The sequence below is a fragment of the Lentilitoribacter sp. JB5-8 genome (genome assembly GCF_055693385.1).
Genome location: NZ_CM146332.1, coordinates 1779819 through 1801114, shown reverse-complemented (window position 1 = coordinate 1801114; position 21296 = coordinate 1779819). Strand labels below are relative to the sequence as shown.

Genomic DNA, 21296 nt, shown 5'->3' with positions numbered 1-21296 from the left:
GACGGACAACTCGGAGCTTTCAACATGCGCATCATCAATCAAAAGCCTACACATTCGCTGGCGTTGTTTTTAGGTATATTGCCATTCATCGCCCTTGTCGTGGCCTATGCGATTGCCAGCCATTACAGGCGTTTGGATAATCCAGCGGATAAGTTATTGCCATCGATTGAGCAGATGATGGCTACTTTTTATCGCTATGCTTTTGTGCCTGATCGTCGCTCTGGGGATTTGCTTTTATGGACCGATACACTCGATAGTTTGTTGCGGCTCGGTGCTGGGATTGCGATTGCAACCTTGCTGGCGCTCATCGTTGGTATCGCAATTGGTTTTATCCCCGTGGTGCGCAGTGCGTTGGCTCCATTCCTTGCAAGTTTTTCTCTTATTCCACCGATTACGGTACTGCCGATTTTGTTCATTATTTTTGGTCTTGGTGAAGTTTCCAAAATAGCTTTGATCGTATTTGGCACCGCGCCAATCATGATGCGATCTACTGCGCAAGCGGTGATGGATATTCCGCGGGAAATGATCATTAAAGCAGAAACGCTGGGCGCGAGTGTGTGGCAAATGTTGATGCGCCTTGTTATCCCGCAAACCATGCCCAAGCTTATCAGCGCTATTCGCCTTGCCCTTGTGCCAGGTTGGATCTTTCTCATTTCTGCCGAAGCGATCGCCTCAACCTCGGGGCTGGGTTATCGCATCTTTTTGGTCCGTCGATATTTAGCAATGGATGTGATCTTACCCTACGTAGTCTGGATCACGCTTTTAGCCTTTTTGATTGACCGCTTATTGCTGGCACTTTCGATCAAGATTTTCCCTTGGCACCATCTTGAGGGAGAAAGCCTATGAGCCAACAAGATACCATCATATCTGTTCAAAATGTTGCGAAGTTCTATGACCAAGTACCAGTGCTTGAACGGGTCAATATTAGCGTTGAAAAAGACACGTTTTGTACCATTGTTGGCGCCTCAGGCTGCGGTAAATCAACCTTCTTGCGCATGTTATTATCGCAAGAGTTACCAACCCGCGGGCAAATTTTGCTTGATGGTGAAAAGCTACCTGATGAGCCCACAGCTGACAGAGGGATTGTGTTTCAGAAATACTCGGTCTTCCCTCACCTTACCGTGGAAGGCAATTTGCTGCTGAGCCAAGAATTTGACACAGCGCCTTTGACCGGCAAGCTGTTTGGAAAAGATAAAAAAGCTGCGCTTGATAAAGTTAATGAAACGCTTGATAAAATTGGCCTTTCTGCAGCGCGCGATAAATTTCCATCGCAATTATCAGGCGGCATGCAACAGCGTTTAGCCATTGCGCAGGCGCTCTTAAAAGAGCCTAAAATTCTGCTGTTAGACGAGCCGTTTGGCGCGCTTGATCCTGGCATCCGGCTCGATATGCATGAGTTATTACTCCAACTTTGGGAAGACCTCAACATGACCATTTTCATGGTCACGCATGATTTAAATGAAGCTTTCAAACTTGGGACCCGCATGTTGGTTTTTGACAAAATCCGCCATGACCCACATGCGCCAAATGCCTATGGCGCAACCATTACCTACGACTTGAATATAGCAAGTTGTACCCAATCAAACTCGCAAGACGCAGAGATGTACTTTGCTAAAGCACCTAATTCTACTGAGGAGACTTAAATGATTGATCTGTTTGCCGATAAAAGAGCGCGGCACGCACACAAAGTGGGCGTTGAAAATCGGAAACCGACTTCACGCGCACACCACCCTGATTTTGACAAATTGCAGATGAAAGGCTGGAAATCTGTCCAGCGCGAAGCTGAGCTGCCAAATGATGCTTGGAAGCGTGAGCAAAAATGGGCGCTTCGGATGGGATTAACCGGTGCTGATAGCATCGAGGATAAAACAATCCCGACATTTGCGCGTGGTGAGTTACCGCATTACGCAGGTATCAACACGTTTCTAAAAGCACCTTATATTGAAGATGCAACACGCGTTGGTGATTATGATGCTGCGATTATCGGCGTGCCATTTGATGGTGGAACCACCTATCGCCCGGGTACACGTTTTGGTCCGCAGGGCGTGCGGAAAATTTCTGCGCTTTACACACCTTATAACTATGAGATGGGTATTGATCTTCGTGAACAAATGACCCTTTGTGATGTGGGTGATGTGTTTACCATCCCGGCCAATATCGAAAAAACCTTTGATCAGGTTACGCGCGCTGTAAGCCACGTGGCATCATCAGGTGCGCTTCCGATTATTATCGGTGGTGATCACTCAATTGGTTTCCCTTGTGTGCGCGGTATCGCAAATTGTACTTCCAAACGTATCGGTATCGTTCACTTTGATCGTCATATTGATATCCAAGAAAAAGATCTTGATGAACGCATGCATACAACACCATGGTTCCATGCGACTGACCTTGCCAATGTGCCTGCGGTTAATTTGGTTCAAGTTGGTATTGGTGGTTGGCAAGTGCCGCGTGATGGTGTGAAAGTTGCGCGTGATCGCAACACCAATATCTTCACCATGCGCGATATTGAAGAGCTGGGTCTTGCTGAAACGGCCGCACGCGCTCTTGAATTGGCTTGGAAAGATGCAGATGCGGTTTATATCTCGTTTGATATCGATAGTGTCGATTGCGGATTTGTTCCTGGAACTGGCTGGCCGGAACCCGGTGGGTTCTTACCACGTGAAGCCTTGGAGCTTGTTTCCCTTGTTGCAAAAGAGGGTATTTGCGGTCTGGAAGTGGTGGAAGTTTCACCGCCATATGATTGCTCTGATATTACCGCGCTTTTGGCCACACGTGTGATTGTGGATGTGCTTGGAACGCTCGTCTCTCATGGCAAAATGGGTGCGCATAAGCATATCATTGATAAACCTGTGACGATTGAACCTGGCCCAGATACGCCAACAGATGGATGGAGCTTGAAACCAAATGGGTAGACATCATCATCACTCGCATGACCACAATCATGGCCACGGGAATGATCATAGTCATGATCATCGACATACGCATAATCATGAGCACGATCATCTGCACAGCCATGTGCATGGCGATAGCGGTTCTGAGCAACGTGCTGAACTGCAAACCCTTGCGACACAATTTGTCGATGGCTTCCGCGAAGCGAAAGACAAGACCAGCTATTTACGCTTGGCGCGTGTCGACTTCCAAAAACAGGGAACCGATGGACTGACCATGCATTTGGTTGACACCAACATCACATCCAATTGGCAAATAGGGACGGCTTCACCAGCATTTGGATCGCGTGAACTCGTTTACATGCCCTTCCCCGGAGAAATGGTCTCAGAACGTGAAACCATGACATTTACTTATGTCTCTCTCACCGAGCGTGAAGATGTGGACCTTATGACAATACTTAAATCGAACCTTCAGGAATAGGACAGATCCCTTGAAAAAACTAAGTCTAGCATTCACAACTCTCGTCGTTTCATCTTCTGCTGCATTGGCGCATCCAAGCATACATCACACAGGCAATGAAAGCCTAATGCACGACGCAAATTTCGTGTTATTCGGCATCGCCGCATTGGTGATCGGGACAGCGATTGTGCGCAAGGTATTTGCCAAGCGTTAAACTTCAGATACGCATTATCTAGCCCGGTAAGTTGATAAACAGCCTGCCGGGCTTTTCCATGTCTGATCTGAAACGAAGTTAACTAATCCCAAATCGAATTCTTTGCCAAATTCTTTCATGGAAAAAATACAAAAAGAGCTTGGTGATCACTTCGAAACTGCCGATTGAGAAAGCTGTAAGCAAATCACCTGTAAAAAACCATGCCAGCAGCATTGTATCGAGCGATGCTAAAACACGCCATGTGGCTGTTTTTGCAACCGATCTGGCTTTGGTTTCCGGCATTTGCCCATAAGCTGTGTTTTTGCCCCAAGATACGCGCGTCCAAACCTGTTCATGAGCACTATAGATAAAGAGCTTGGTAATAACTTCAGCAATCGCAATGTAACTTGCGGTATGGATTATGCTCCCACCTTCACCGACAAGATCAAATCCAAACCAGGGGGCAAGAAATGTGATAATAACAAAGGATAATAAAAATGTATCGAGCGTGCCAACGACACGCCAAGATACCGCCTTAGCAAAAGAACGCTTTACACTATCGCGTGGGGTTTGGACCTGCGCGGTGTCTTGCGAATTTTCAGTCTGTATTTGGGCCGTCATGAGTGCGCCTAGCTATAAGATTTTAGAGCACTAGCCTCACGATCTGGCTACATTATGAGCCTGTCGATCGCGTTTTGAGGTAATGATCAAACCATCTAGTTCATCCTGGCCTCCCACACCAGATGATACCCCAATTTCCGCAAGATTGACAGGGATCTCATGCTTTAATACAGCCATTTCGACATCGTCAGGTGTGAAATCTGCAAGCGGATTTATCTCAATCACGTTCAAATCCTCACGCCAAATGGCAAATTTTGGTGATGTTCCGTCATCAGATAAATCTACATCCTGGGATTTATGCGCGCTGGTAATCCATGCATCATATTTCTTCAAGGTTTGTCGAACATCTTCATCCAGCTCATCAAACGAAATTTCATACCGCTCACTGGTAATTTGGCGCAAAACAGCCTGATCTTTCTGTTTTGCCGTGATATTAGCATGCAAAGCCACGTCACTGTCATTAGTGGTGAAGAGCCATGTGAGATATTGGTCCGCCCAATCGAATTTTGACAGGATAGCCGCGCGGCTAAACCGTTCTTTTATAAACAAAATTCGCTGTTCCAAAGTTAGTTTAGCAAGTCCCCGATTAAGACCTTCAACCATCTTTTTCTCAAACATTGGAATCTCCTTTTCAAGATTTTCCCTATATTGATTAAAAAATGAGACTCTTGAAAGGTAAGATTTTCCAAGCTGAACGGTAAAAGCAGATCAAATTCTCCATGTATGCGGTTACATAGGAAATTGGGTTTTTTAATTGGAGCTACTTCATTAGAGCGAGAGTAGCTCCAAGTTTTTATTATCTCCAGAATTTCAAATTAAATGGCTTTTTGAGTGGCTTAACCTGACCATCAGTTAATGGAGCGGTATCATCGGCAATCTCAAGTACGAAATCGCATCCATAACCAACCCCTTCACCCCTCAGATAAAATCCATAATGCAAGCTCTCCGCACTATTTGGAATTTCAAGTATTATTTCTCTTTCATGCCAATCGGTAGTGCCCCTAAGCGGTCCATTTTCTGCTCTGGTTTCCATATTCGCAAAGGCCACAGGCTGACCTGGCATGTTTCCATCTGCACGTAACCAGATTGTAACTGCGCCTTCGCAATTCTGCGCTCGAATAGTGCCTTTAAAACGAACGCGCTTGCCACGATATTCGCCAACTTCGCAGCTCTGTGTAAAAGTAGCATAATCATCCGTTACATTCGGCGCATCCAGTTTTTTACGAATAACAACTACGTGGGAACCACCAAGTACATCATCAGCCAAGATGCCATATTCGTAAAAGTCAACATTGCTACCGCTCATTTGCCATCCAACTGGCAGCGGAAGCAAAGATCTTTGATGGTTTAGTTTGGCGGATAATGTGTTCCAATCTTTGTAACCCGAAAACCTAGCCACCGTCTCCAGCGCGTGACCGCGTGTAATGTCGTATCCAAGCTCTTTTAAGATTGTGGAGAGTTTATCGGCATGCGCTTTTGCGTCTTCCGGAGAGTTCATATCTCTTTCCTTTGCTATGCGATGTTATGAGGTGTCCAATTTGCCAGTTCATCGCCAAACAAAGTTGAAGATCTGAAACTTTAGAGTGCCTTTACGTTACCTTTTCAGGCTTGGACCGCCGGAAGCACAATCCTTAAATGCAAATATAAGACGAAATTTGCCCCGGTCAATTCAAAAAAATAGATCACTTGACATTTAGTTTAACGTTAAACTATATTTAGTTAGACATTAAACTAAATAGGACATCCACAAATGAAACGTCGAAATTTTTTAGCTCTTTTAGGTGGTGGTGTTGTTTTAGCCGCTGGTGGCACATTAGGAGTGGTTGCATCGCGCTCGCCTGCTAAAGCTTTGGCGCCCTGGCAAAATGCAGGTGCCGCGCAATATGCTGAACCCCGCATGCGCGCCCTCTCCTATGCGATCCTTGCACCCAACCCACATAACCGCCAGCCATGGCTGGTGGATTTATCCAAGGACAATCAAATCATCCTTACTGTTGATACAGATAAACTACTGCCTCATACCGATCCCTTTAGCCGGCAGATCACCATCGGATTGGGTTGTTTTTTGGAAGTGTTGCGTATGGCAGCAGCAGAAGATGGTTATCGTGTCGATATCAACGTATTCCCAAACGGATCTGATGCAGCTGCACTTGATCAAAGACCTGTAGCGATCATTGATATGGTCAAAGATCCCAGCATCCAACCGGATCCATTATTTGCCCATATTTTTGAGCGGCGTTCGCTCAAAGAACCCTTTGATACAACCAAACCCGTTGCATCCGACATTCTTGAACGCGTTACCGCATCGGCCCTTTACACTAAGACCTCTTCAAGCAATGATATCAATGACATAAACAATTTACGCAAGCTCACACGCGAAGCGCTGACCATTGAAATGGATACGCCAAGAACCCACAAAGAGAGCGTTGATCTGTTTCGGATTGGTAAAGCCGAGATTGAAGCAAATCCCGATGGCATTGATTTCTCAGGTCCAATGTTTGAGACCATGGGATTTTTAGGATTAATGACCCGCGAAGGCACGCTCGATGTTAATTCGATGGAATTTGCGGAAGGCAAAAAAGCGCTTTATGCGCAATGTGATACAGGTATGGGCTACCTTTGGGTGGTCACAAATACCAATACGCGCGAAGACCAAATTAATACTGGGCGCGATTGGGTGCGCATTAATCTTGCCACAACGCGCGAGAATGTTGGGCTACATCCAATGAGCCAAACGCTGCAAGAATATGCAGAAATGAAGCCGCTTTATGATCAAATCCATCAAATGCTTGCACCATTAGGTGGAACAGTTCAAATGTTTGGCCGATTGGGCTATGCTGAACGAGTCGCGCCAAGCCCGCGTTGGCCGATTGAGGCTAAAATCATTAGTTAGAAAGAACGTCAATCATTGAGCGATACCGAACGAAAAGTGTTTCAATTTTTCAATGAAATTGGGATTATCAATCAACTGGCGACGGATATATTTCAATCCAATATGCCAGATGGCTTGCACGTATCGCATTTTGCTGTTTTGAACCACCTTGTTCGGTTGGGTGATGGTGTAACGCCGCTTAAAATCACCCAAGCTTTTCAGGTGACCAAAGGTACTATGACCAATACGTTATCAGTTCTTTCCAAGCGCGGTCTCATTCGTATTGCGCCGCATGAGACCGACGGTCGAAGCAAAGTTGTATATCTCACCGATGAAGGTCGCAATTTTCAAAAACAAGCGATTGAAAGCTTGTTCCCAGCGGTTCAAAAGCTGAACGAGAAAATGGATTGGGCGCGGGTGATTAAAACCATTCCAGAGCTGGAACGTGTCCGCAAAATCTTGGATGAAGACCGCAATTAGATTTCGTTTGAATTGAAAATTGGTCGGAGCGGCGGGATTCGAACCCACGACCCCTACACCCCCAGTGTAGTGCGCTACCGGGCTGCGCTACGCTCCGACTAGCTCAAACTCCTAGTTTATAAGGGTTTTTAGCGCAAGTTCTTTTTCGCACTTAATCACAAAAATGGAACAAACGGCATACAGGCGCACGAACTGGAACAAAAAGTCCCACGGTATGTTTTTGAAATGTTCCAACTAGCTATGCCGTCAAGCGTTAAAAACGATATCCACAACACGATATTTTCAAACCTGTGGATATCTGTTATCGAGAGGCCTTGAAGTTCACATGCACAAACTCGCCAGACAGTGATGGGAAATACCAAGTCAAAGCCGATGGCATCACTATCGGACATATCAGACAAGAGACCCACGCCAACAAAGAAGCCGTTTGGGTTTGACGAACATTGGCCGTTTCTGTTCACAATAACAGATCCGGCACATGTGAAAGCTTGGAAGCTGCAAAGGAAGATTTGAAAGGTTCGAAACCTGAGATCATTTTGCGCTAGCCATTTAGTGGGTTATTATGCAGCTTTCGCGCAAGTCAGGAACAGTATGATTGAGTCGAAAATTGCTGCGCTACAATGTCGCCATAAAGTCATATTTAGTTGATATAACTTGATTTCGGACAGGAAATATCCACATGTTAACTTGGAATTAGTAAAGAACAGCAAGAGTTGACAAGCCAATCTAGTGAGTCTACTTGGCAAAACAGTTATTTTACTGCTAACCTTTTTTTACCGGCTTACACGGTAGGGAGAACATGATGTTAAGCTTAGACAGAAAGAATGAAATCCGCGATGTTGCTGATGCGCTTCTTGCTAAGCATGGGTTTGATAGACCACCTATCGACCCTGAAAGCATAGCAGAAGACGAATCCATCGACGTGGTGTATCAGAGTTTCAATGAAGAAATTTCTGATATGGTGCATGGCTTTTATGATGATGATGAAAAACGCATTTATATTAATAAGGCTGATTCAGCAGAAGAGATGATTTTCACAACTGCTCATGAACTAGGACATGCAATGCTTCACGCTGAGTACGCTGCTACAGCGGATTATATGCCGCGGTTCAATGGCTCTCATGCTGCAGTTAATAAATACGAAGCTGAAGCAGATTACTTTGCTTGCTGCTTAATCGCTCCAGAAAAGCTCTTGAAGAAGTACAGAGATCTAGTATCTGAGAGCACACTGCAAGAGATGTTCTTGATCGATCATTCCGTCGTAAAAAACGCATTGAAGAATTTGGACTAGTATTCTAAGTGACCTCGCATCCTATTTCAGAAGCTATCGACAAAGAGACTGTCAAAAAGAAGCTGGAAGGGGAAAGCGAGGATGCGAGCGATTCTAAACAAAAAAAGATCGAACAAGCTCAGCATGAAGAGCGAAAAGCTCGCACCAAAATTACTAAAGCAGATGCTAAAGGTCGCAAGGGTTATTACCGACTTCGCGAAAAGTGGTCGTTTTGGATCATACTTTGGATATCCGTACTTATTGGATTCAACAGCCTATTAGCCGTCTTTGTAGGATTTGGCTGGTTTGACTTCGAGAAGTATCAGTGGTTTATAGCTATTGTCACCATGGAAACATTCTTGCAGATTGTTGGTATGGGTTTTGTGGCTGTTAAATTCTTATTTAGTGACGACGCAGACAAGAACGGCAAAAAGTAAATCGACTAACAAAGCATTGTAAAAAAATGCCCTATTGTCTTAGAGGCGGTTTTTATCGATGGCTTGCAGCGGATGATCTGCGACCAAATAACGCTTGGAATAGTAGACTCCTATAATTTGCTTCTACTAACAAGCATTCTAAACATTGCGGCTGTAACTACACCCAGGCCGATATATCCTAGAACCGCTTCAAATGAGGTGATTAATCGACATACTCCAATTGGTTGAAGATCCCCATAACCCAGTGTTGTCAACGTTGTATATGAAAAATACAGGCTATCCGACCTAGACTCAATGTTATTGATGCAACCACCGACTAATATGACTTCTAAAACTGAATAAATTGCGGCAAACGTCCCTGGTATCGTGATAAAAAAAGCAACGGCGAGAACCACTAGCTGAAAAACATTTGATTTGGCTATGATCAGATGATGTATAATCATGTTGACAGAGATTAAGAAAAATATTGTAGAACCATATATTTCTATATAACCGTGAAAACGTCCGTTTGACGACAATATAAACACTAAGACAGAGATAACTGTCAGGAATATGGGTGTGAGAATCGCGAAGATATTCGGCTTAGAACGAAGCAAGTCGTCTTCTTTGATCATCCACTTTAAAAAAACAGAAGTAGCCCTAACAATGTTTCTTAACTGCCGCATTCGGTGACCTTTTATTCAATCCATGCTCCTATTATTTAATCAAGAACAGGCTTGCATGGCGAAGGTGCGGCATTAATTTCGCAATATTCTACTTTCCCCGAGCCTGTATGTGCTCTAACGACCAATCCTCCATTTTCGCTAATTGCAAACTTATATATAGGAACATTTGAGCTTGAATTTTCAGGAGACTTTGATGGACAAACAAATCCAGAATCGGATGTATACTTGCACCAAACAATAGCGCCAGAATGTGTATCAACTCGAATAACAATTTGTCCTGTTAAAAATAGATCATAACGAGCATCAGTGGCAAAAACTTGAGAAACCGAACTCCAGATCACAAAAAAAGATATAATTAGTCTTAACATTCTCAAATACTCCTATTATTTATCAGTTAGTTTGATCAAGATCGCCGCAAGTTGGCGCGCTCGGGCTAAGCTTGTGCGGTTCACCGTCTTGAGCGCCAACCCAAAACAACTCACCGTTCATTTTGACAAAATCACCTTTGACGATTTCACCCAGCTTAACGCCCAATGGACATTTAACACCATCGTATTGAAAATAGAGATAAGGCTCATCGAGATGAGCAAATAACTGATCTTCATTTTCAACCTGTATCGGCTCGCCTTTTATCGGTGCAAAAATCAAGTAAGCCTCCTATTATGTAATTTTACAAGCTGTACAATAAACACAAATTGGCTCTATTTCCGGAATGACAACTTCCAAGGTTATAATGCGCCATTTGCGATCCAACACTTAATATGCCTCATCCTCATCCAAAGCGTGATCCAAACCTTTAAATACATCAATATCCATCCGATTTGCTTGATAGAGAAGCATGCTTCCATCCTCGTTTCTATTCCTTAAAGCAAACACGTTATCTCCTATTATGTAGTTAAATCTAGCAATTGCTGACGCTAGATATTTAACCAATTTATCACCGTAACCATTATCGAAACATCCCTCCGATGTAATGGTTGGGCCGCGCCTGTTTAATTCCAACTAACAGCGCGGCTTTTTTTATTTACGCGTATTCTTTGCTATTTGAACCAACACACCAGCCATTACCCCAAAGGCCATCATATACATGCCTTCATTGATTGCTTCACCGGTTGAAGCTGCTGCAAGGTACTCTCGTGCCGCCACTGCCATCTGCTCAGGCGTTTCTGATCTGTAAGCTAGCAAAAAACCGAAAGCCATTTTTACAATTCCCCAAATCGTACAAAACCATGCAATGACTGAGCCAAAGTGTACAAAAAACATCTAATAAATCCCTACAACCAGTATTTATAACTTATTAACCAACACATACTAACTATTAGTTGTCTTTTGACAACGTGCTCCGATATGCATTTGGTCAGGGCGCAACCATCCAAGTGCATACCACCCGCGCTAATCATCTATTGGTTCGAAGTCAGGCGGCGTGAAGCGATTAAAGCCTTTTGCTTTCCAATTTTTCCAAGATTGCCGCGAGAAATCTTTAACCCGCTTACCGTCTTTTGTGATGTTCGGCTCGTTAATACGGGCCAATGATTACCAGAACCCATAAAGGTTCAATGTTGGTGAAATAAAAGCGAAGTTGGCCGTGAAAGGTCTGCACAACTATTCACGGCACGATCGATAATAGAGGGCGATTCTATTATCGATCGGGCCGAAACTAAAAATTTTAGTAAATGGTTTCAAATCAAAACCAATCAATTTTTTGTAAGGTATAAATAAAAGGGAACAACGATATGAAATTAGCTTCAGCATATGAGACCAAAAATCACCTAGTGACAATTCCGGTGTAACTCTGCCCAAATTGATTGTAACACGTACAAAGAGAGCCCTCCACTAGTGGCCTCTGAATTGGACATATTGGCTGATTAGTTCGACGATCACTACAAATCTGCCCAAACTTTTGTACACTGACCGGTATAGTGAATTCAGTTTTTGCATTACCACCAGGGCCATCTACTGAGTCGCCACCCCTAGCACAACCAACTAAAACAGTTCCACAGATAAGAAAAATTACTGCTGTACGATAATTCATAAACTTGAACGTTCTAGGTTTGCACATCGACAGTAGTATCAGTTTCAATATCAACCGTCCCATTGCCACCGTTACCATTGACGCTGTTTCCACCAGTAGCGCAACCGGACAACGATGCACATATTACCAATACCAAACCAAAAATTTTTACTCGCATGAAGACCCCCAAAACTTGAAACTCTAATATGAGTAGTTAATATCAATTAATAATTGTGCGCAACACTTTTTTTCACGTAACGAAAAATTAAAAGAACTTCGTTTGCTTCACCGGTAAGTTGAAGATAGCGTATTGTTAATTTCGACAAGTAAACGAAATTCGAATAGAGCATCAAGATCTATGAAATAACATGGACGTTACGCGCCATCGTTTTAGTTGACTCCTTAATCCAGTTCTGCAACTTTTGCGATACAGGAGACAAAAATGGCAAGAATGAGATTAAATGTAGGTGTTATCAATAAGGGCGAGTTGGCTCAAATCACACTATTTGAAGAAGATAAACCCCGCGGACACATTCAGTTTGATGCTGCGACATTAGAACAATTTATCCGCGATATGGCTAAGGTTCGGGAAACGATGAACGAAAAAGTCATTCCTAAGATTGATAGTAATTCTCGCCTAACAGTAAGCCCTTATCCCTCTTGGTTCGTCACTGATGATCACAGTGCGAGAGAAAAAGGCCCAATCCTTTCCCTACGTCACCCAGGACTTGGATGGCTAAGTTTTCTACTAGAGCCGGAGTCGGCACTTGCACAAGCAAAAGCCCTTCAGGCGTCTGCCGAGGCTCTAAGGTAATCGTTCGAGGCTCTATGCCGTTTGGTGCCCCCCACCTGAGGTGGAATTTTTTAGATTAAAACGAAGTAATTCTTCACTAGATGATTTCATTGTGTATTCCTCAAAATTGTGGGGACCACCAATTTAGCGGTCCGCCTTGTGATCGAGCTTTTCTTCTATGCGGTCTAGCTTTGCGTCAAAGCGCTCAAAAGCCTTAGACCATCCATTAATTTTTTCTTCGGCAACCATAATTCGCGCTCGCAACATGAAGTGCGAACCAACCACGGCAACAGTTAGAACAATCACATTCACAACAAAGGCAAAAATTGCAACGATAGTGTCAAATTCACTCATTTTGCGCATGCCTTATCTTTTTTGCATTGACGATTATTATTAGCAATCGCAGGCCCTGCTTTCTTATCCTTCGCCACCGCTTTTGCGGTTGCAGGATCATCAAAATAGGTAAACTGATACCCAGCCCCGCGCGTGTCACCGCTCACAGTCGATGAGGGGCAACCCGCTAGGACGGGCAAACTCATTAAAGCGATCACACTCAGACATTTGTGAAAAGTCATGGTTATTCTCCAACATTTCAGTTAAGCGCTTATTTGCATCTTCAAGCTCTTGAGCGCGGATTTCTTTGGCAAGCTCACGCCGAACCGCAGGATCATCAATAAAACTGTCATAGATCGATGTGAACGTCAGCGTGACTGCAGCCGCACCAACGGCTGCGAGTATGATTTTAGCTTTGGAAATGATCGCTTTTGGCAATTGTCCAATCATGCGGACAATTCCTTTTCGATGCCTTTGATGGCTGCAATTATGTGCCGCCAGAACAAAAGTCCAAGAGCAGCAAGGATCAACAAGCCAACCCCAATCATTGCGACCTGTTGCCATTCCAAGCCCCATAAAATTGATCCACTTAAACCGGACGGAAAAAGGAAACCAAAACCACGGCTCCACCATTTGGTTTTCTTAGCCAATTGATGTTCGATATCCTTTGGCATTTCTGGAACAATAACCGGCTTATCTTGAACAATAATCTCATCAACATCGGCCGACTCTTTAAACGCCGCGAAATTCTCTCGAGTCACAACGCCATCTTCACCAAGGCCAAGCTCCATTGATACATCGATCACAGCGCGATGTGTTGCCCGCCCAAAATGTCCGTCAATTTCCAAATCGGCATTATACTTATTCAATAGACGCTGCAAAGATTTTACCGCTTCGCCACGATCACCGCGCTTTAAAACACCATCCGCCCACGGATCAGGAATTTTGACTTTGGATGCAAAGAAATTATAGGCATCTGCCAAACGCCCGTGATAATTATGCTTTGCATAGCTTTTGCCGTTGTAACCACGCGCAACCGTTGACCATAGCTTATTGCGCAACGGCACAAGCAATTTATTCACATCAAGAAACCGCATCATGCCTATGAGCTGGTATTTTTCCCCGCGCAAAAAGGCTTGCACCATGTCTTTTGCATGAAGATAGCCAAGGCTTTCGGCATTTGTTCCAAGAACTTGCCCCAGGCCATAAGACGCAAACATAAACGCCTTCGGCCCAATCAGCTTAATAGCCTTCTTTAATCGTGTCACAGAGATCGACGATTTACCGTATTTCACATCCCCCCAATTTTTCCATGCCAAACCAGCTCGAACAAGCTTGTTACGTTCAGCGCCACTTGTGTGGCGATATGCGATATGCCCCTCATACAAGAGTTTGATGCGTCCGCTCTTCCAAAAGCCACGACCTGCAGCCTCAACTCTTGCAAACGCCTGTAAGATCGCACGATCTAAATCATATTGCTTTGCAACAGCATCATAATCAGCCACACCTAAAGGTGTGACATTCACTCCAATTAGTGAAGTCATATCAATTCTCCAGATTATTAAATGAGTTAATTGCCGTAATCTTTCGCGCCGCCTATGCGAACACCTATCCAATAGAGCGTAGCCAGAATTAGGCAGATAAATATTTTCAAAACGCGCTCTTGCTTTGAAGCATCGCGGATCATGGCTTGCAAAAATCGCTTATCGCAATGCCAGCGAGAATGAACAGCAAGCGCATAGCCTTCATCATGTTTGTTGGCGCTTGCTTCATCAAAGTAGTGAGTTGAAAAACGATTGAAGGCTTGTTGTAGTTTTTTGGGCCAGCTTTCCGGCCCAAAGCCATTAGGCATTAAAATCAGCTTGTGCTATTTCATCAGCACGCGCTTGGCTCAGCAATTGGTTTGCAACCATGAATGCAAGACCATCTGCGACATGTTGATGATCTAGGCTCATGGATGGTCCACCCCGTGCGAGATCAAACCAGATTGCCACGTTCACGTCTTCACGCTCAGCGGTCTTTAAGGTAATTTGTTCTTCAGTGGTAAACAGCTCCATGAACTCGCGAAACTCCCCAACACGACGAACGCCAATTGTTAATTCTTCAGCCTCAAGCGGGTGAAATTCACTACCGTCATAAGTCCATCCAATTTGAGCCGTATCGGATTGAATATAGTCTTTACTATCACCTTTGATACGATTTGTTACAATACCGTTTTCTACTTTAACTGAATAAGCCATTTGTCACCTGTTAGAAATAAAATTTCGCAATTACGATGCCATCGGTTCCATTACCGCCAGCACCATTTGTCGCTACGTTGTGTGATGATCCTCCACCGCCACCAGAACCAAATCCTGATGCGTTGCTCCCAGCTTTACCACCATTACTAACCTGATTAGACAAACCACCCCGACCAAGCGGGCTTGAGCCACCAGCCACACAAATTGAGGCCAATGATGATACAGCACCATTATAGCCTGGTCTTCCCGTACCGTTAAAGTTAGTACAAAGACCACTATCACCCTGCCTACCTATGCCCGTGTTTGTCGTAGCAGTGATACCTGTCCCACCTTCGCCTCCACCAGCGGTGTAAGTCGTCCCATTTATAGTTACAGAGCTGTCTCCACCATTTGTGCCGTTATTAGCACCATTGCCAGAGCCACCAAGGCCAGCCGCGCCCACGATAACATCAAACGCGGTAACGCCATCAAGATCAATATAGTCTGTAAAACCATGCGCTCCAGATGCGCCAGAACCTGCGGAACCAAATTTTCCAGAACCTTGCCCGTCACATCCACCGCCGCCGCCGCCAGCGCCTAAGATTTCAAATTGTACGAACTTAGCGCCAGAAGGCACCAAAATGCCGGATGCTGATGCAGTAAATTGCATGGTTGTTGGAATTTTATTTCCAAACGTAAAATTACCGGAGCTATCAACTCGATAGATTTCAAAATCATTCGTACCATCAAAATACTTAAATATGACAGTATTTTGAATGGACGTATCAGCCCAAATTGTTCCGGTTGTTGCATAAGATGGACGGGCAGATCCTGAGTGATGAGATAAAATTGCACCTAAAGTCTCATCTAATTCCGTGAACATATCGACAGGACTTTTTGGACCTGTTCTTACCACGCCAAATGTAGTTGGTTGGCTCATGTGCTTAGCTCTCCATAACCTTTCGCCACATAGTCCATTGTCCGCTCAATGGGACTTCCAGAGGCATCTTTAAATTGAATTGTGAAACCGGAATTTGTTTTGTTGGTGATCTCGTAATAATCACCCGTAGCCATGCCTTGCGCGGCAATCGCAAGTCCTTGCAATTTTCGATATGCCGGGGCAAAAGAGATAGTTGAGCCAGCAATCGGAACCGTCAGATCATTATCTGCCAAGACCCGATCTGCCATATCGATTTCAATTTCAAGAGCGTTAACCCGCACATTGATATCTGACTGAAAACTTTCGAGCATGACTCTAAATTCGAAAGCGCGGCCTGATATATCGCTTGTCACCAATTCCGACCAATTGGACCAAGTGGGCGAACCTGTTGGATCGTCATTCGTTACGCGATATTGCACCGTTACATCCCATAAGGACTCACTGACACCACCGAATAAATCCGTTACTTGGAATACGTCAGCAAACGCAAAAATGTCACTTCCGATAGTTTCCGCAACAGCGTCTACTTTCGCAGATAACCGACTTAGATAAATCGCACCTAAATCAAAATGATTTTCAAAGTAGTAATATCCTAACGGCTCAATACCAAGTGCGCCCAAAAAGACATCGGCTAATCCAAAGATATCGGTGTTATCGAAAATATCCCCTTGCGTAGACAAGGCTAGATAATCATCAAATTTAACCGTTCTATCTTTCACCCCGTTAAAGGCTGGGGCATCATCTACAACCTCGATCACATTTAATGCATTCACCGGATCAATCGTATTTATGATGAAAGACGCATTGGGTGAATAAAGATCAGAATATGTCACAGCTTTAATGAAATAAGTGCCAGCTAGCGCCGGAACATCAACGAAATTCACCGCCACATTATCGCGCAAAATTGCGGCCGAAGACCAATTAGCACCCTCGAGCAAAGGTGAAAAACGGATTTGATAATGACTGACTGCAAAATCAGTTACCGCCGACCAGCTCAATGTCGCGTTTGATGATAATACCGATATCTTAAAGCCATCAATATCACTTGGCTGTGTTGCAAAAATTGTCGTTGCTTGTGTGATCTCGACTGGTTGGCTCACTTGCCCGTTTGCATACACGGCTGTAATTCGCACCGTATATGATCCATTTTCTAGGCTTTCAAATACATGGCTGAATAACGTGGTGGATATAGGCGAAGACCAATTGTCGGAATCTGTAACAGCAATTTGGAGTAAATATGCAAGTGGCAAACCGTTCTCAGGCGCTTGCCAAGTTACTGTAAATCTAGATCTGGCTGGAACGGTACTTTGAAGCGTTTCCTGCAATAGAACATTACGCGGTTTATCAACTGAATAGTCCGTTGGATTTGAAATATTAGTTTCAAAGGCTGGGATTGTCCCCTGATCAGCGTTCTTGATTTCTGGTGCGTCATCTACCAACTCAAGTAACGCCGTTAAATCTGCCCTTGGCTGGATGGATTTAACGCGTAACACTACGCTTTCGGTGTTCAATTCACCAAACAATGCCAAATCGCCAGTTAACGGCAAGGTATCAACACCATCTAATGTGAATGTTTGATGCTCACCATCAATTCCGGTGATTGTTCGCACAAGGCTAGTACCATCGGACAATCTAAAGCGAAGGGAATAGGTTTTGCCCGCCTCCATTTCAAACGTATCATCAATGGTGACGGTATCAGGTGATGAGGAAACAGCCTTAACCCGACCAGAACCCGCGCCCCATTTGGTCACATCATGATTGACACGAACACGATCACCACGCGTACAGACAAGGTTTTCAAAATCGACTACAAGCTGATAGGCTTCACGCTGTAAAAGCAATTGCGCTAGATGATAACGTCCGTGTTTCCAAATCAGATCGGAATCAGTAACGCCCGGAAAGCTTAACCCTTCAAATTCGGTCGCATTGCTTTCTGAATAACCATCGGCATAAACGGTACGCTCATCAGACAAATAGTTGTTGTCTTTATTGATAAATGATACGCGGAACCCGTGCGGCATTTCCAGATAAGCGCGGGTGCTTTCAAAATCAGATGAATTTCGTGGTGTGAAATGTTGAACAATCAGATCATCATCAGCATCCCAAACAACACCCCATTTGCCATCTCTTTGACTAACCGCAGCCCGACCCGCTGACGCAATCATTTGAAGTGTTGCAAACACACTTTGCCGCTCTTTTTGAACGAAGTTGAACGTAAAGCCGTTAGCAGAACAATAATCGTGCCATTCTTCCAATGCCGTAAGATCAATCTGCTCATCAGGCACACTTCGCGCATTTGCGTCACTTTGCAGGACATACCGGAAATGATCGGCTGGGTTTTCTGTTGTTTGATCAGCAATCCAAGCTGAGCCATTCCATGATGGAATTTTAGGTTTCGCAATCACATTAAACGTGTTGATCACGCTTGAAAGCTCACTTGAAGCCTTCACACGCATAGCAACGAGCGTTAGCGGTTTATCAAAATTGACAACATTATCATTTCGGCGCGCCCGCAATGCTGTCCAGTAAGTTGCTTCTGCGACCGTGTCTTCACCTGAATAGTCAGCAGCACTTTTACGAACCCGCACTTCATATTGTCCTGCAGCAACATTGATTTTTCGGCTACGTCGATAAGGTTGAATCGAACTTGATGTGATCGAAATATTTGTTGCCGAAGTCCAAGTGCTCGTGCCAATTTTACGATACTGAATGACAACAGAGACGCTATAATTGATCTTGCTACCATCTGACTTTTTGTAACGGTAAACACCAGATGGAAACGAGATATCAACAGAGATTTCATTGATATCTTCTGCGGTCGTTCTGTAAGACCAATCAGCCCCCGCAAGGTCTATTGATAGCTGTTCTTCATATACAGGCTTTGTATATAGAGTTGGCGCATTAACCAGATGATCTTTTAAAACTTCATAAGTTAAACCTTCATATCGAGTGATTGTAGTTTCACCGATTTTAATATCTGATATATCTATCTCACCATAACCTACGCAGAACAACAGCCTCAGATATTGCTCATCTCCTGCAATTTCGGTGTATGGTTTGGCGGCATACGAGGGTGAATGCCTATGCGTTCCAAAAATTACAGGGACAGCCCCATAAGGGTTTGATGTGTTTTGCGCACCACCAATAGAATAAAGCGGGTTTGTCTGGTCTTCTAAACTTGATGCGGATTGCTCAACACCCGCGCCGGTGGTTGGGAAAAGCGCATTAACAGCCAAAGAACCAGCAAGCGATAAACCGGATGCAATTACACCTGTAACAGCACTCGCCGCGATAGAACCCGTAGCAATACCAAGACCACTTAATAGTGGCGCTGCAATGAATGGCGCGACAACGACCGCGACCACCGCAACAATGATTGAAAAGACAGTTTTAACGCGCTCTTACGCGGAACCACGACAATATTAACCGTATGATCTGGCTTTACACGAATACTATTCCAATACTCGCGGTAAACCACATGCCCGTCGATTGTCGCCCGAATAAAGCTCTTTGGTGCATGACCGTCTGGAAAACAGCGCTCAATAATCTCATCAATACTCACGCCTGAAGGCAAGGCGAATTTATCCACATCGACCGCAAACGGCGATGAACGGAAAACAACGCGCACGCTATTGTCAGATGGCAAGATGTATTCTGCATCTGCAATCTCAATGGGAGTAATTTGGTTCACTACTTTAGACCATAAAAACCGACAATGCGGCCCTTTAAATTCATGCTATCCATGCGCTCAATTCGTGAGCAATCAGTCTCGGAATGTAGGATTTTGTTTTTGCCGATATAGATGCCAACATGTGTTTCAAAACGTCCGTTTCGGATCACCACACATGCGCCATATTGAGGTTGTTTGAATCTCACCCAATTGAGCGCTCTTTCCTTTTCAATGAGAGGTCCAATGTCGCGGCATTTAAATCGCCGTTGTTGCATCTCGTCGGTATAGCTTGGAATGGGTGTTTTCAGTACATCGCGATAAAATAAAAAGACAATGCCCCAGCAATCAGCGCCATCATAATTTCGACCGTGTTCAACATATGGAACCCCGATAAGATCTTGCATTAGAAAATCGCAGGAAAGTAACTTGGTGAAAAACTACCAGCGGGAAACGGCTCGTTGACTAAAGAATCTACCACCAAAGTTCCGGTGATTGTTTCGGCTGTTATGGAAACATCGGAAAGCTGCATAATCGGCAATTCAACTTCAACAACATCGGGCGATGAATGAAGTATCAACTCAAGTTTTATATCAACTGGTGAAGACACAGACCGGAGCAAAGTAACCATTGTCCGATCAATATTATCAAATGAAATTTGAACCCTTGGCGGCGTGTCTGATTTGTCATCAGGCATTGTAAAAGTAAAAGGCAAATATAGATAATTATTGCCACGGCTTGCTGTTACATAAACGAGCGGATCATCAGATAAACGCGTTGTTGCGTCACTTGAAAGATAAATTGCATCTTCGATCTCTTCATGGGTGATTGTTAGGAGACAGATAATAACCTCATCTGTCTCCTGCGCATTCATCGCCTCAAGAAACGCGCTGGATATGTTCCGGCTCATGGAAGCACCTCAAATTCAAGCGATACTCTCCAGTGTTTACCAGTTGATATGAACGAGAACTCCGGCTTTAATCTAACCAAAAGATCAGCAGCGCCATCAGGATTTGGAAAATTAAATGCTCTAATGCATCCCGATAGCGAATTTGTGGCAAAGTCCTTCAAAATGGCTTTTTCATCAGATGTCAAAACCATAGTTCCCGCCATAAGGTAGATAGATTGCAACTCTTCCCCCCAGTGTAGTGCGCTACCGGGCTGCGCTACGCTCCGACTTGTTCTGATCCCTAAATTACAGGGCAATTAATCGCAAGCGTTTTTTATACAAGGGCGCGAACAAAAGCCCTTTTCCAATTCAGCGCACCCATCAGTCAGATTAAATATTTTTGTTCGCTTAGCTCCCATAAGCAAAGACATGCTAGCACATCGCAACACACCCCACAATAGCGCAACTCAGACACTCTATTTTTACGTGTATTATGGTTGATACAGCTCAGAATAAGGGGATTTCGTGCCAATAAGGGATTTTTATCCCTAGCAAAAG

The 21296-nt window shown here is 44.3% G+C and carries 29 protein-coding genes and 1 tRNA gene; 10 read left to right on the top strand and 20 right to left on the bottom strand.

The genetic code is table 11. The annotated features are described in order from the left end of the window. The first annotated feature begins 24 nt into the window (after window positions 1-24). The 5 genes from ACZ1GZ_RS08655 to ACZ1GZ_RS08635 are packed head-to-tail and all read left to right on the top strand — an operon-like array spanning window position 25 to window position 3562. Window positions 25-846: an ABC transporter permease gene (locus ACZ1GZ_RS08655; protein ID WP_472668100.1), complete on the top strand. Its 822-nt coding sequence runs from the start codon at window positions 25-27 to the stop codon at window positions 844-846. Beyond that, on the top strand, window positions 843-1643 hold the full coding sequence (locus ACZ1GZ_RS08650; RefSeq protein ID WP_472668099.1) for an ABC transporter ATP-binding protein: 801 nt from the start codon (window positions 843-845) through the stop codon (window positions 1641-1643). The genes ACZ1GZ_RS08655 and ACZ1GZ_RS08650 overlap by 4 nt, the downstream gene beginning before the upstream one ends. Further along, a complete protein-coding gene (locus ACZ1GZ_RS08645) occupies window positions 1644-2912 on the top strand; it encodes an agmatinase family protein (RefSeq protein ID WP_472668098.1) in 1269 nt (422 codons plus the stop codon). After that, the gene (locus ACZ1GZ_RS08640) at window positions 2905-3369 is read left to right on the top strand and encodes a hypothetical protein (RefSeq protein WP_472668097.1); all 465 of its coding nucleotides are present in this window, start codon (window positions 2905-2907) and stop codon (window positions 3367-3369) included. The genes ACZ1GZ_RS08645 and ACZ1GZ_RS08640 overlap by 8 nt, the downstream gene beginning before the upstream one ends. Window positions 3370-3379: 10 nt before the next feature. After that, window positions 3380-3562 carry a hypothetical protein gene (locus ACZ1GZ_RS08635; RefSeq protein WP_472668096.1) on the top strand — a complete coding sequence of 61 codons (183 nt, stop codon included), beginning with the start codon at window positions 3380-3382 and terminating at the stop codon, window positions 3560-3562. 78 nt (window positions 3563-3640) lie between these two features. Here ACZ1GZ_RS08635 and ACZ1GZ_RS08630 read toward each other — a convergent pair whose 3' ends face one another. The 3 genes from ACZ1GZ_RS08630 to ACZ1GZ_RS08620 form a co-directional block, all read right to left on the bottom strand. After that, a complete protein-coding gene (locus tag ACZ1GZ_RS08630; RefSeq protein ID WP_472668095.1) occupies window positions 3641-4162 on the bottom strand; it encodes a DUF2061 domain-containing protein in 522 nt (173 codons plus the stop codon). Between the two features lie 36 nt (window positions 4163-4198). Then, window positions 4199-4780, bottom strand: coding sequence for a hypothetical protein (locus tag ACZ1GZ_RS08625; RefSeq protein WP_472668094.1), 582 nt, complete (start codon window positions 4778-4780; stop codon window positions 4199-4201). A gap of 178 nt (window positions 4781-4958) precedes the next feature. After that, on the bottom strand, window positions 4959-5660 hold the full coding sequence (locus ACZ1GZ_RS08620) for a glyoxalase superfamily protein (protein ID WP_472668093.1): 702 nt from the start codon (window positions 5658-5660) through the stop codon (window positions 4959-4961). Between the two features lie 252 nt (window positions 5661-5912). Between ACZ1GZ_RS08620 and ACZ1GZ_RS08615 the strand changes: the two genes are divergently transcribed. Both ACZ1GZ_RS08615 and ACZ1GZ_RS08610 read left to right on the top strand, forming a co-directional pair. Next, complete coding sequence (locus tag ACZ1GZ_RS08615) at window positions 5913-7055, top strand: Acg family FMN-binding oxidoreductase (RefSeq protein ID WP_472668092.1); 1143 nt, start codon at window positions 5913-5915, stop codon at window positions 7053-7055. A gap of 15 nt (window positions 7056-7070) precedes the next feature. Then, a complete protein-coding gene (locus tag ACZ1GZ_RS08610; RefSeq protein ID WP_472668091.1) occupies window positions 7071-7514 on the top strand; it encodes a MarR family winged helix-turn-helix transcriptional regulator in 444 nt (147 codons plus the stop codon). Between the two features lie 20 nt (window positions 7515-7534). Here the strand turns inward: ACZ1GZ_RS08610 and ACZ1GZ_RS08605 are convergent. Further along, window positions 7535-7611, bottom strand: a tRNA-Pro gene (locus tag ACZ1GZ_RS08605). A gap of 705 nt (window positions 7612-8316) precedes the next feature. Here ACZ1GZ_RS08605 and ACZ1GZ_RS08600 point away from each other — a divergent pair. Then, a complete protein-coding gene (locus ACZ1GZ_RS08600) occupies window positions 8317-8805 on the top strand; it encodes an ImmA/IrrE family metallo-endopeptidase (protein ID WP_472668090.1) in 489 nt (162 codons plus the stop codon). 8 nt (window positions 8806-8813) lie between these two features. Further along, window positions 8814-9221, top strand: a complete 408-nt coding sequence (locus ACZ1GZ_RS08595) for a hypothetical protein (protein ID WP_472668089.1) — start codon at window positions 8814-8816, stop codon at window positions 9219-9221. A gap of 110 nt (window positions 9222-9331) precedes the next feature. Here ACZ1GZ_RS08595 and ACZ1GZ_RS08590 read toward each other — a convergent pair whose 3' ends face one another. From ACZ1GZ_RS08590 to ACZ1GZ_RS08570, 5 genes are all read right to left on the bottom strand, one after another. Next, window positions 9332-9664: an ion channel gene (locus tag ACZ1GZ_RS08590; protein ID WP_472668264.1), complete on the bottom strand. Its 333-nt coding sequence runs from the start codon at window positions 9662-9664 to the stop codon at window positions 9332-9334. Between the two features lie 257 nt (window positions 9665-9921). Then, window positions 9922-10254, bottom strand: coding sequence for a hypothetical protein (locus ACZ1GZ_RS08585; RefSeq protein WP_472668088.1), 333 nt, complete (start codon window positions 10252-10254; stop codon window positions 9922-9924). Window positions 10255-10276: 22 nt separating this feature from the next. Beyond that, window positions 10277-10534 carry a hypothetical protein gene (locus ACZ1GZ_RS08580; RefSeq protein WP_472668087.1) on the bottom strand — a complete coding sequence of 86 codons (258 nt, stop codon included), beginning with the start codon at window positions 10532-10534 and terminating at the stop codon, window positions 10277-10279. Between the two features lie 372 nt (window positions 10535-10906). After that, on the bottom strand, window positions 10907-11149 hold the full coding sequence (locus tag ACZ1GZ_RS08575) for a hypothetical protein (protein WP_472668086.1): 243 nt from the start codon (window positions 11147-11149) through the stop codon (window positions 10907-10909). Window positions 11150-11931: 782 nt separating this feature from the next. Beyond that, window positions 11932-12075 (bottom strand): hypothetical protein, encoded by a 144-nt coding sequence (locus tag ACZ1GZ_RS08570; protein ID WP_472668085.1) that lies wholly within the window; start codon window positions 12073-12075, stop codon window positions 11932-11934. Between the two features lie 264 nt (window positions 12076-12339). Here ACZ1GZ_RS08570 and ACZ1GZ_RS08565 point away from each other — a divergent pair, with 264 nt between their 5' ends. After that, on the top strand, window positions 12340-12711 hold the full coding sequence (locus ACZ1GZ_RS08565; RefSeq protein WP_472668084.1) for a hypothetical protein: 372 nt from the start codon (window positions 12340-12342) through the stop codon (window positions 12709-12711). A 123-nt stretch (window positions 12712-12834) separates the two neighbouring features. On the opposite strand, the gene ACZ1GZ_RS08560 is transcribed toward ACZ1GZ_RS08565, so the two are convergent. From ACZ1GZ_RS08560 to ACZ1GZ_RS08510, 11 genes are all read right to left on the bottom strand, one after another. Beyond that, complete coding sequence (locus tag ACZ1GZ_RS08560; RefSeq protein WP_472668083.1) at window positions 12835-13044, bottom strand: hypothetical protein; 210 nt, start codon at window positions 13042-13044, stop codon at window positions 12835-12837. A 135-nt stretch (window positions 13045-13179) separates the two neighbouring features. Next, the gene (locus ACZ1GZ_RS08555; RefSeq protein ID WP_472668082.1) at window positions 13180-13473 is read right to left on the bottom strand and encodes a hypothetical protein; all 294 of its coding nucleotides are present in this window, start codon (window positions 13471-13473) and stop codon (window positions 13180-13182) included. Continuing rightward, entirely contained in the window at window positions 13470-14567 is a 1098-nt protein-coding gene (locus tag ACZ1GZ_RS08550; RefSeq protein ID WP_472668081.1) for an N-acetylmuramidase domain-containing protein, read from the bottom strand. The genes ACZ1GZ_RS08555 and ACZ1GZ_RS08550 overlap by 4 nt, the downstream gene beginning before the upstream one ends. 26 nt (window positions 14568-14593) lie before the next feature. Then, a complete protein-coding gene (locus ACZ1GZ_RS08545; protein ID WP_472668080.1) occupies window positions 14594-14875 on the bottom strand; it encodes a hypothetical protein in 282 nt (93 codons plus the stop codon). Beyond that, on the bottom strand, window positions 14868-15263 hold the full coding sequence (locus tag ACZ1GZ_RS08540; protein ID WP_472668079.1) for a hypothetical protein: 396 nt from the start codon (window positions 15261-15263) through the stop codon (window positions 14868-14870). Before ACZ1GZ_RS08540 ends, ACZ1GZ_RS08545 begins: the two co-directional genes overlap by 8 nt. 10 nt (window positions 15264-15273) lie before the next feature. Further along, on the bottom strand, window positions 15274-16182 hold the full coding sequence (locus ACZ1GZ_RS08535) for a glycine-rich domain-containing protein (RefSeq protein WP_472668078.1): 909 nt from the start codon (window positions 16180-16182) through the stop codon (window positions 15274-15276). Further along, on the bottom strand, window positions 16179-19547 hold the full coding sequence (locus ACZ1GZ_RS08530; RefSeq protein ID WP_472668077.1) for a host specificity factor TipJ family phage tail protein: 3369 nt from the start codon (window positions 19545-19547) through the stop codon (window positions 16179-16181). The genes ACZ1GZ_RS08535 and ACZ1GZ_RS08530 overlap by 4 nt, the downstream gene beginning before the upstream one ends. Further along, on the bottom strand, window positions 19502-19873 hold the full coding sequence (locus ACZ1GZ_RS08525; protein ID WP_472668076.1) for a hypothetical protein: 372 nt from the start codon (window positions 19871-19873) through the stop codon (window positions 19502-19504). Before ACZ1GZ_RS08525 ends, ACZ1GZ_RS08530 begins: the two co-directional genes overlap by 46 nt. Next, window positions 19873-20256 (bottom strand): C40 family peptidase, encoded by a 384-nt coding sequence (locus ACZ1GZ_RS08520; RefSeq protein WP_472668075.1) that lies wholly within the window; start codon window positions 20254-20256, stop codon window positions 19873-19875. Before ACZ1GZ_RS08520 ends, ACZ1GZ_RS08525 begins: the two co-directional genes overlap by 1 nt. Further along, entirely contained in the window at window positions 20256-20759 is a 504-nt protein-coding gene (locus ACZ1GZ_RS08515; protein ID WP_472668074.1) for a DUF1833 family protein, read from the bottom strand. The genes ACZ1GZ_RS08520 and ACZ1GZ_RS08515 overlap by 1 nt, the downstream gene beginning before the upstream one ends. Continuing rightward, window positions 20756-20950 carry a hypothetical protein gene (locus ACZ1GZ_RS08510; protein ID WP_472668073.1) on the bottom strand — a complete coding sequence of 65 codons (195 nt, stop codon included), beginning with the start codon at window positions 20948-20950 and terminating at the stop codon, window positions 20756-20758. The genes ACZ1GZ_RS08515 and ACZ1GZ_RS08510 overlap by 4 nt, the downstream gene beginning before the upstream one ends. Between the last annotated feature and the right edge of the window lie 346 nt (window positions 20951-21296).

What these genes read in the sequence shown, in the direction of transcription:
- ACZ1GZ_RS08515 (WP_472668074.1), bottom strand. Translation starts at nt 20,759, where the DNA reads ATGAGCCGGAACATATCCAGCGCGTTTCTTGAGGCGATGAATGCGCAG.
- ACZ1GZ_RS08630 (WP_472668095.1), bottom strand. Translation starts at nt 4,162, where the DNA reads ATGACGGCCCAAATACAGACTGAAAATTCGCAAGACACCGCGCAGGTC.
- ACZ1GZ_RS08600 (WP_472668090.1), top strand. Translation starts at nt 8,317, where the DNA reads ATGTTAAGCTTAGACAGAAAGAATGAAATCCGCGATGTTGCTGATGCG.
- ACZ1GZ_RS08620 (WP_472668093.1), bottom strand. Translation starts at nt 5,660, where the DNA reads ATGAACTCTCCGGAAGACGCAAAAGCGCATGCCGATAAACTCTCCACA.
- ACZ1GZ_RS08625 (WP_472668094.1), bottom strand. Translation starts at nt 4,780, where the DNA reads ATGTTTGAGAAAAAGATGGTTGAAGGTCTTAATCGGGGACTTGCTAAA.
- ACZ1GZ_RS08535 (WP_472668078.1), bottom strand. Translation starts at nt 16,182, where the DNA reads ATGAGCCAACCAACTACATTTGGCGTGGTAAGAACAGGTCCAAAAAGT.
- ACZ1GZ_RS08550 (WP_472668081.1), bottom strand. Translation starts at nt 14,567, where the DNA reads ATGACTTCACTAATTGGAGTGAATGTCACACCTTTAGGTGTGGCTGAT.
- ACZ1GZ_RS08560 (WP_472668083.1), bottom strand. Translation starts at nt 13,044, where the DNA reads ATGAGTGAATTTGACACTATCGTTGCAATTTTTGCCTTTGTTGTGAAT.
- ACZ1GZ_RS08555 (WP_472668082.1), bottom strand. Translation starts at nt 13,473, where the DNA reads ATGATTGGACAATTGCCAAAAGCGATCATTTCCAAAGCTAAAATCATA.
- ACZ1GZ_RS08545 (WP_472668080.1), bottom strand. Translation starts at nt 14,875, where the DNA reads ATGCCTAATGGCTTTGGGCCGGAAAGCTGGCCCAAAAAACTACAACAA.
- ACZ1GZ_RS08510 (WP_472668073.1), bottom strand. Translation starts at nt 20,950, where the DNA reads ATGGTTTTGACATCTGATGAAAAAGCCATTTTGAAGGACTTTGCCACA.
- ACZ1GZ_RS08645 (WP_472668098.1), top strand. Translation starts at nt 1,644, where the DNA reads ATGATTGATCTGTTTGCCGATAAAAGAGCGCGGCACGCACACAAAGTG.
- ACZ1GZ_RS08540 (WP_472668079.1), bottom strand. Translation starts at nt 15,263, where the DNA reads ATGGCTTATTCAGTTAAAGTAGAAAACGGTATTGTAACAAATCGTATC.
- ACZ1GZ_RS08565 (WP_472668084.1), top strand. Translation starts at nt 12,340, where the DNA reads ATGGCAAGAATGAGATTAAATGTAGGTGTTATCAATAAGGGCGAGTTG.
- ACZ1GZ_RS08520 (WP_472668075.1), bottom strand. Translation starts at nt 20,256, where the DNA reads ATGCAAGATCTTATCGGGGTTCCATATGTTGAACACGGTCGAAATTAT.
- ACZ1GZ_RS08655 (WP_472668100.1), top strand. Translation starts at nt 25, where the DNA reads ATGCGCATCATCAATCAAAAGCCTACACATTCGCTGGCGTTGTTTTTA.
- ACZ1GZ_RS08585 (WP_472668088.1), bottom strand. Translation starts at nt 10,254, where the DNA reads ATGTTAAGACTAATTATATCTTTTTTTGTGATCTGGAGTTCGGTTTCT.
- ACZ1GZ_RS08590 (WP_472668264.1), bottom strand. Translation starts at nt 9,664, where the DNA reads ATGATTATACATCATCTGATCATAGCCAAATCAAATGTTTTTCAGCTA.
- ACZ1GZ_RS08640 (WP_472668097.1), top strand. Translation starts at nt 2,905, where the DNA reads ATGGGTAGACATCATCATCACTCGCATGACCACAATCATGGCCACGGG.
- ACZ1GZ_RS08570 (WP_472668085.1), bottom strand. Translation starts at nt 12,075, where the DNA reads ATGCGAGTAAAAATTTTTGGTTTGGTATTGGTAATATGTGCATCGTTG.
- ACZ1GZ_RS08575 (WP_472668086.1), bottom strand. Translation starts at nt 11,149, where the DNA reads ATGTTTTTTGTACACTTTGGCTCAGTCATTGCATGGTTTTGTACGATT.
- ACZ1GZ_RS08615 (WP_472668092.1), top strand. Translation starts at nt 5,913, where the DNA reads ATGAAACGTCGAAATTTTTTAGCTCTTTTAGGTGGTGGTGTTGTTTTA.
- ACZ1GZ_RS08650 (WP_472668099.1), top strand. Translation starts at nt 843, where the DNA reads ATGAGCCAACAAGATACCATCATATCTGTTCAAAATGTTGCGAAGTTC.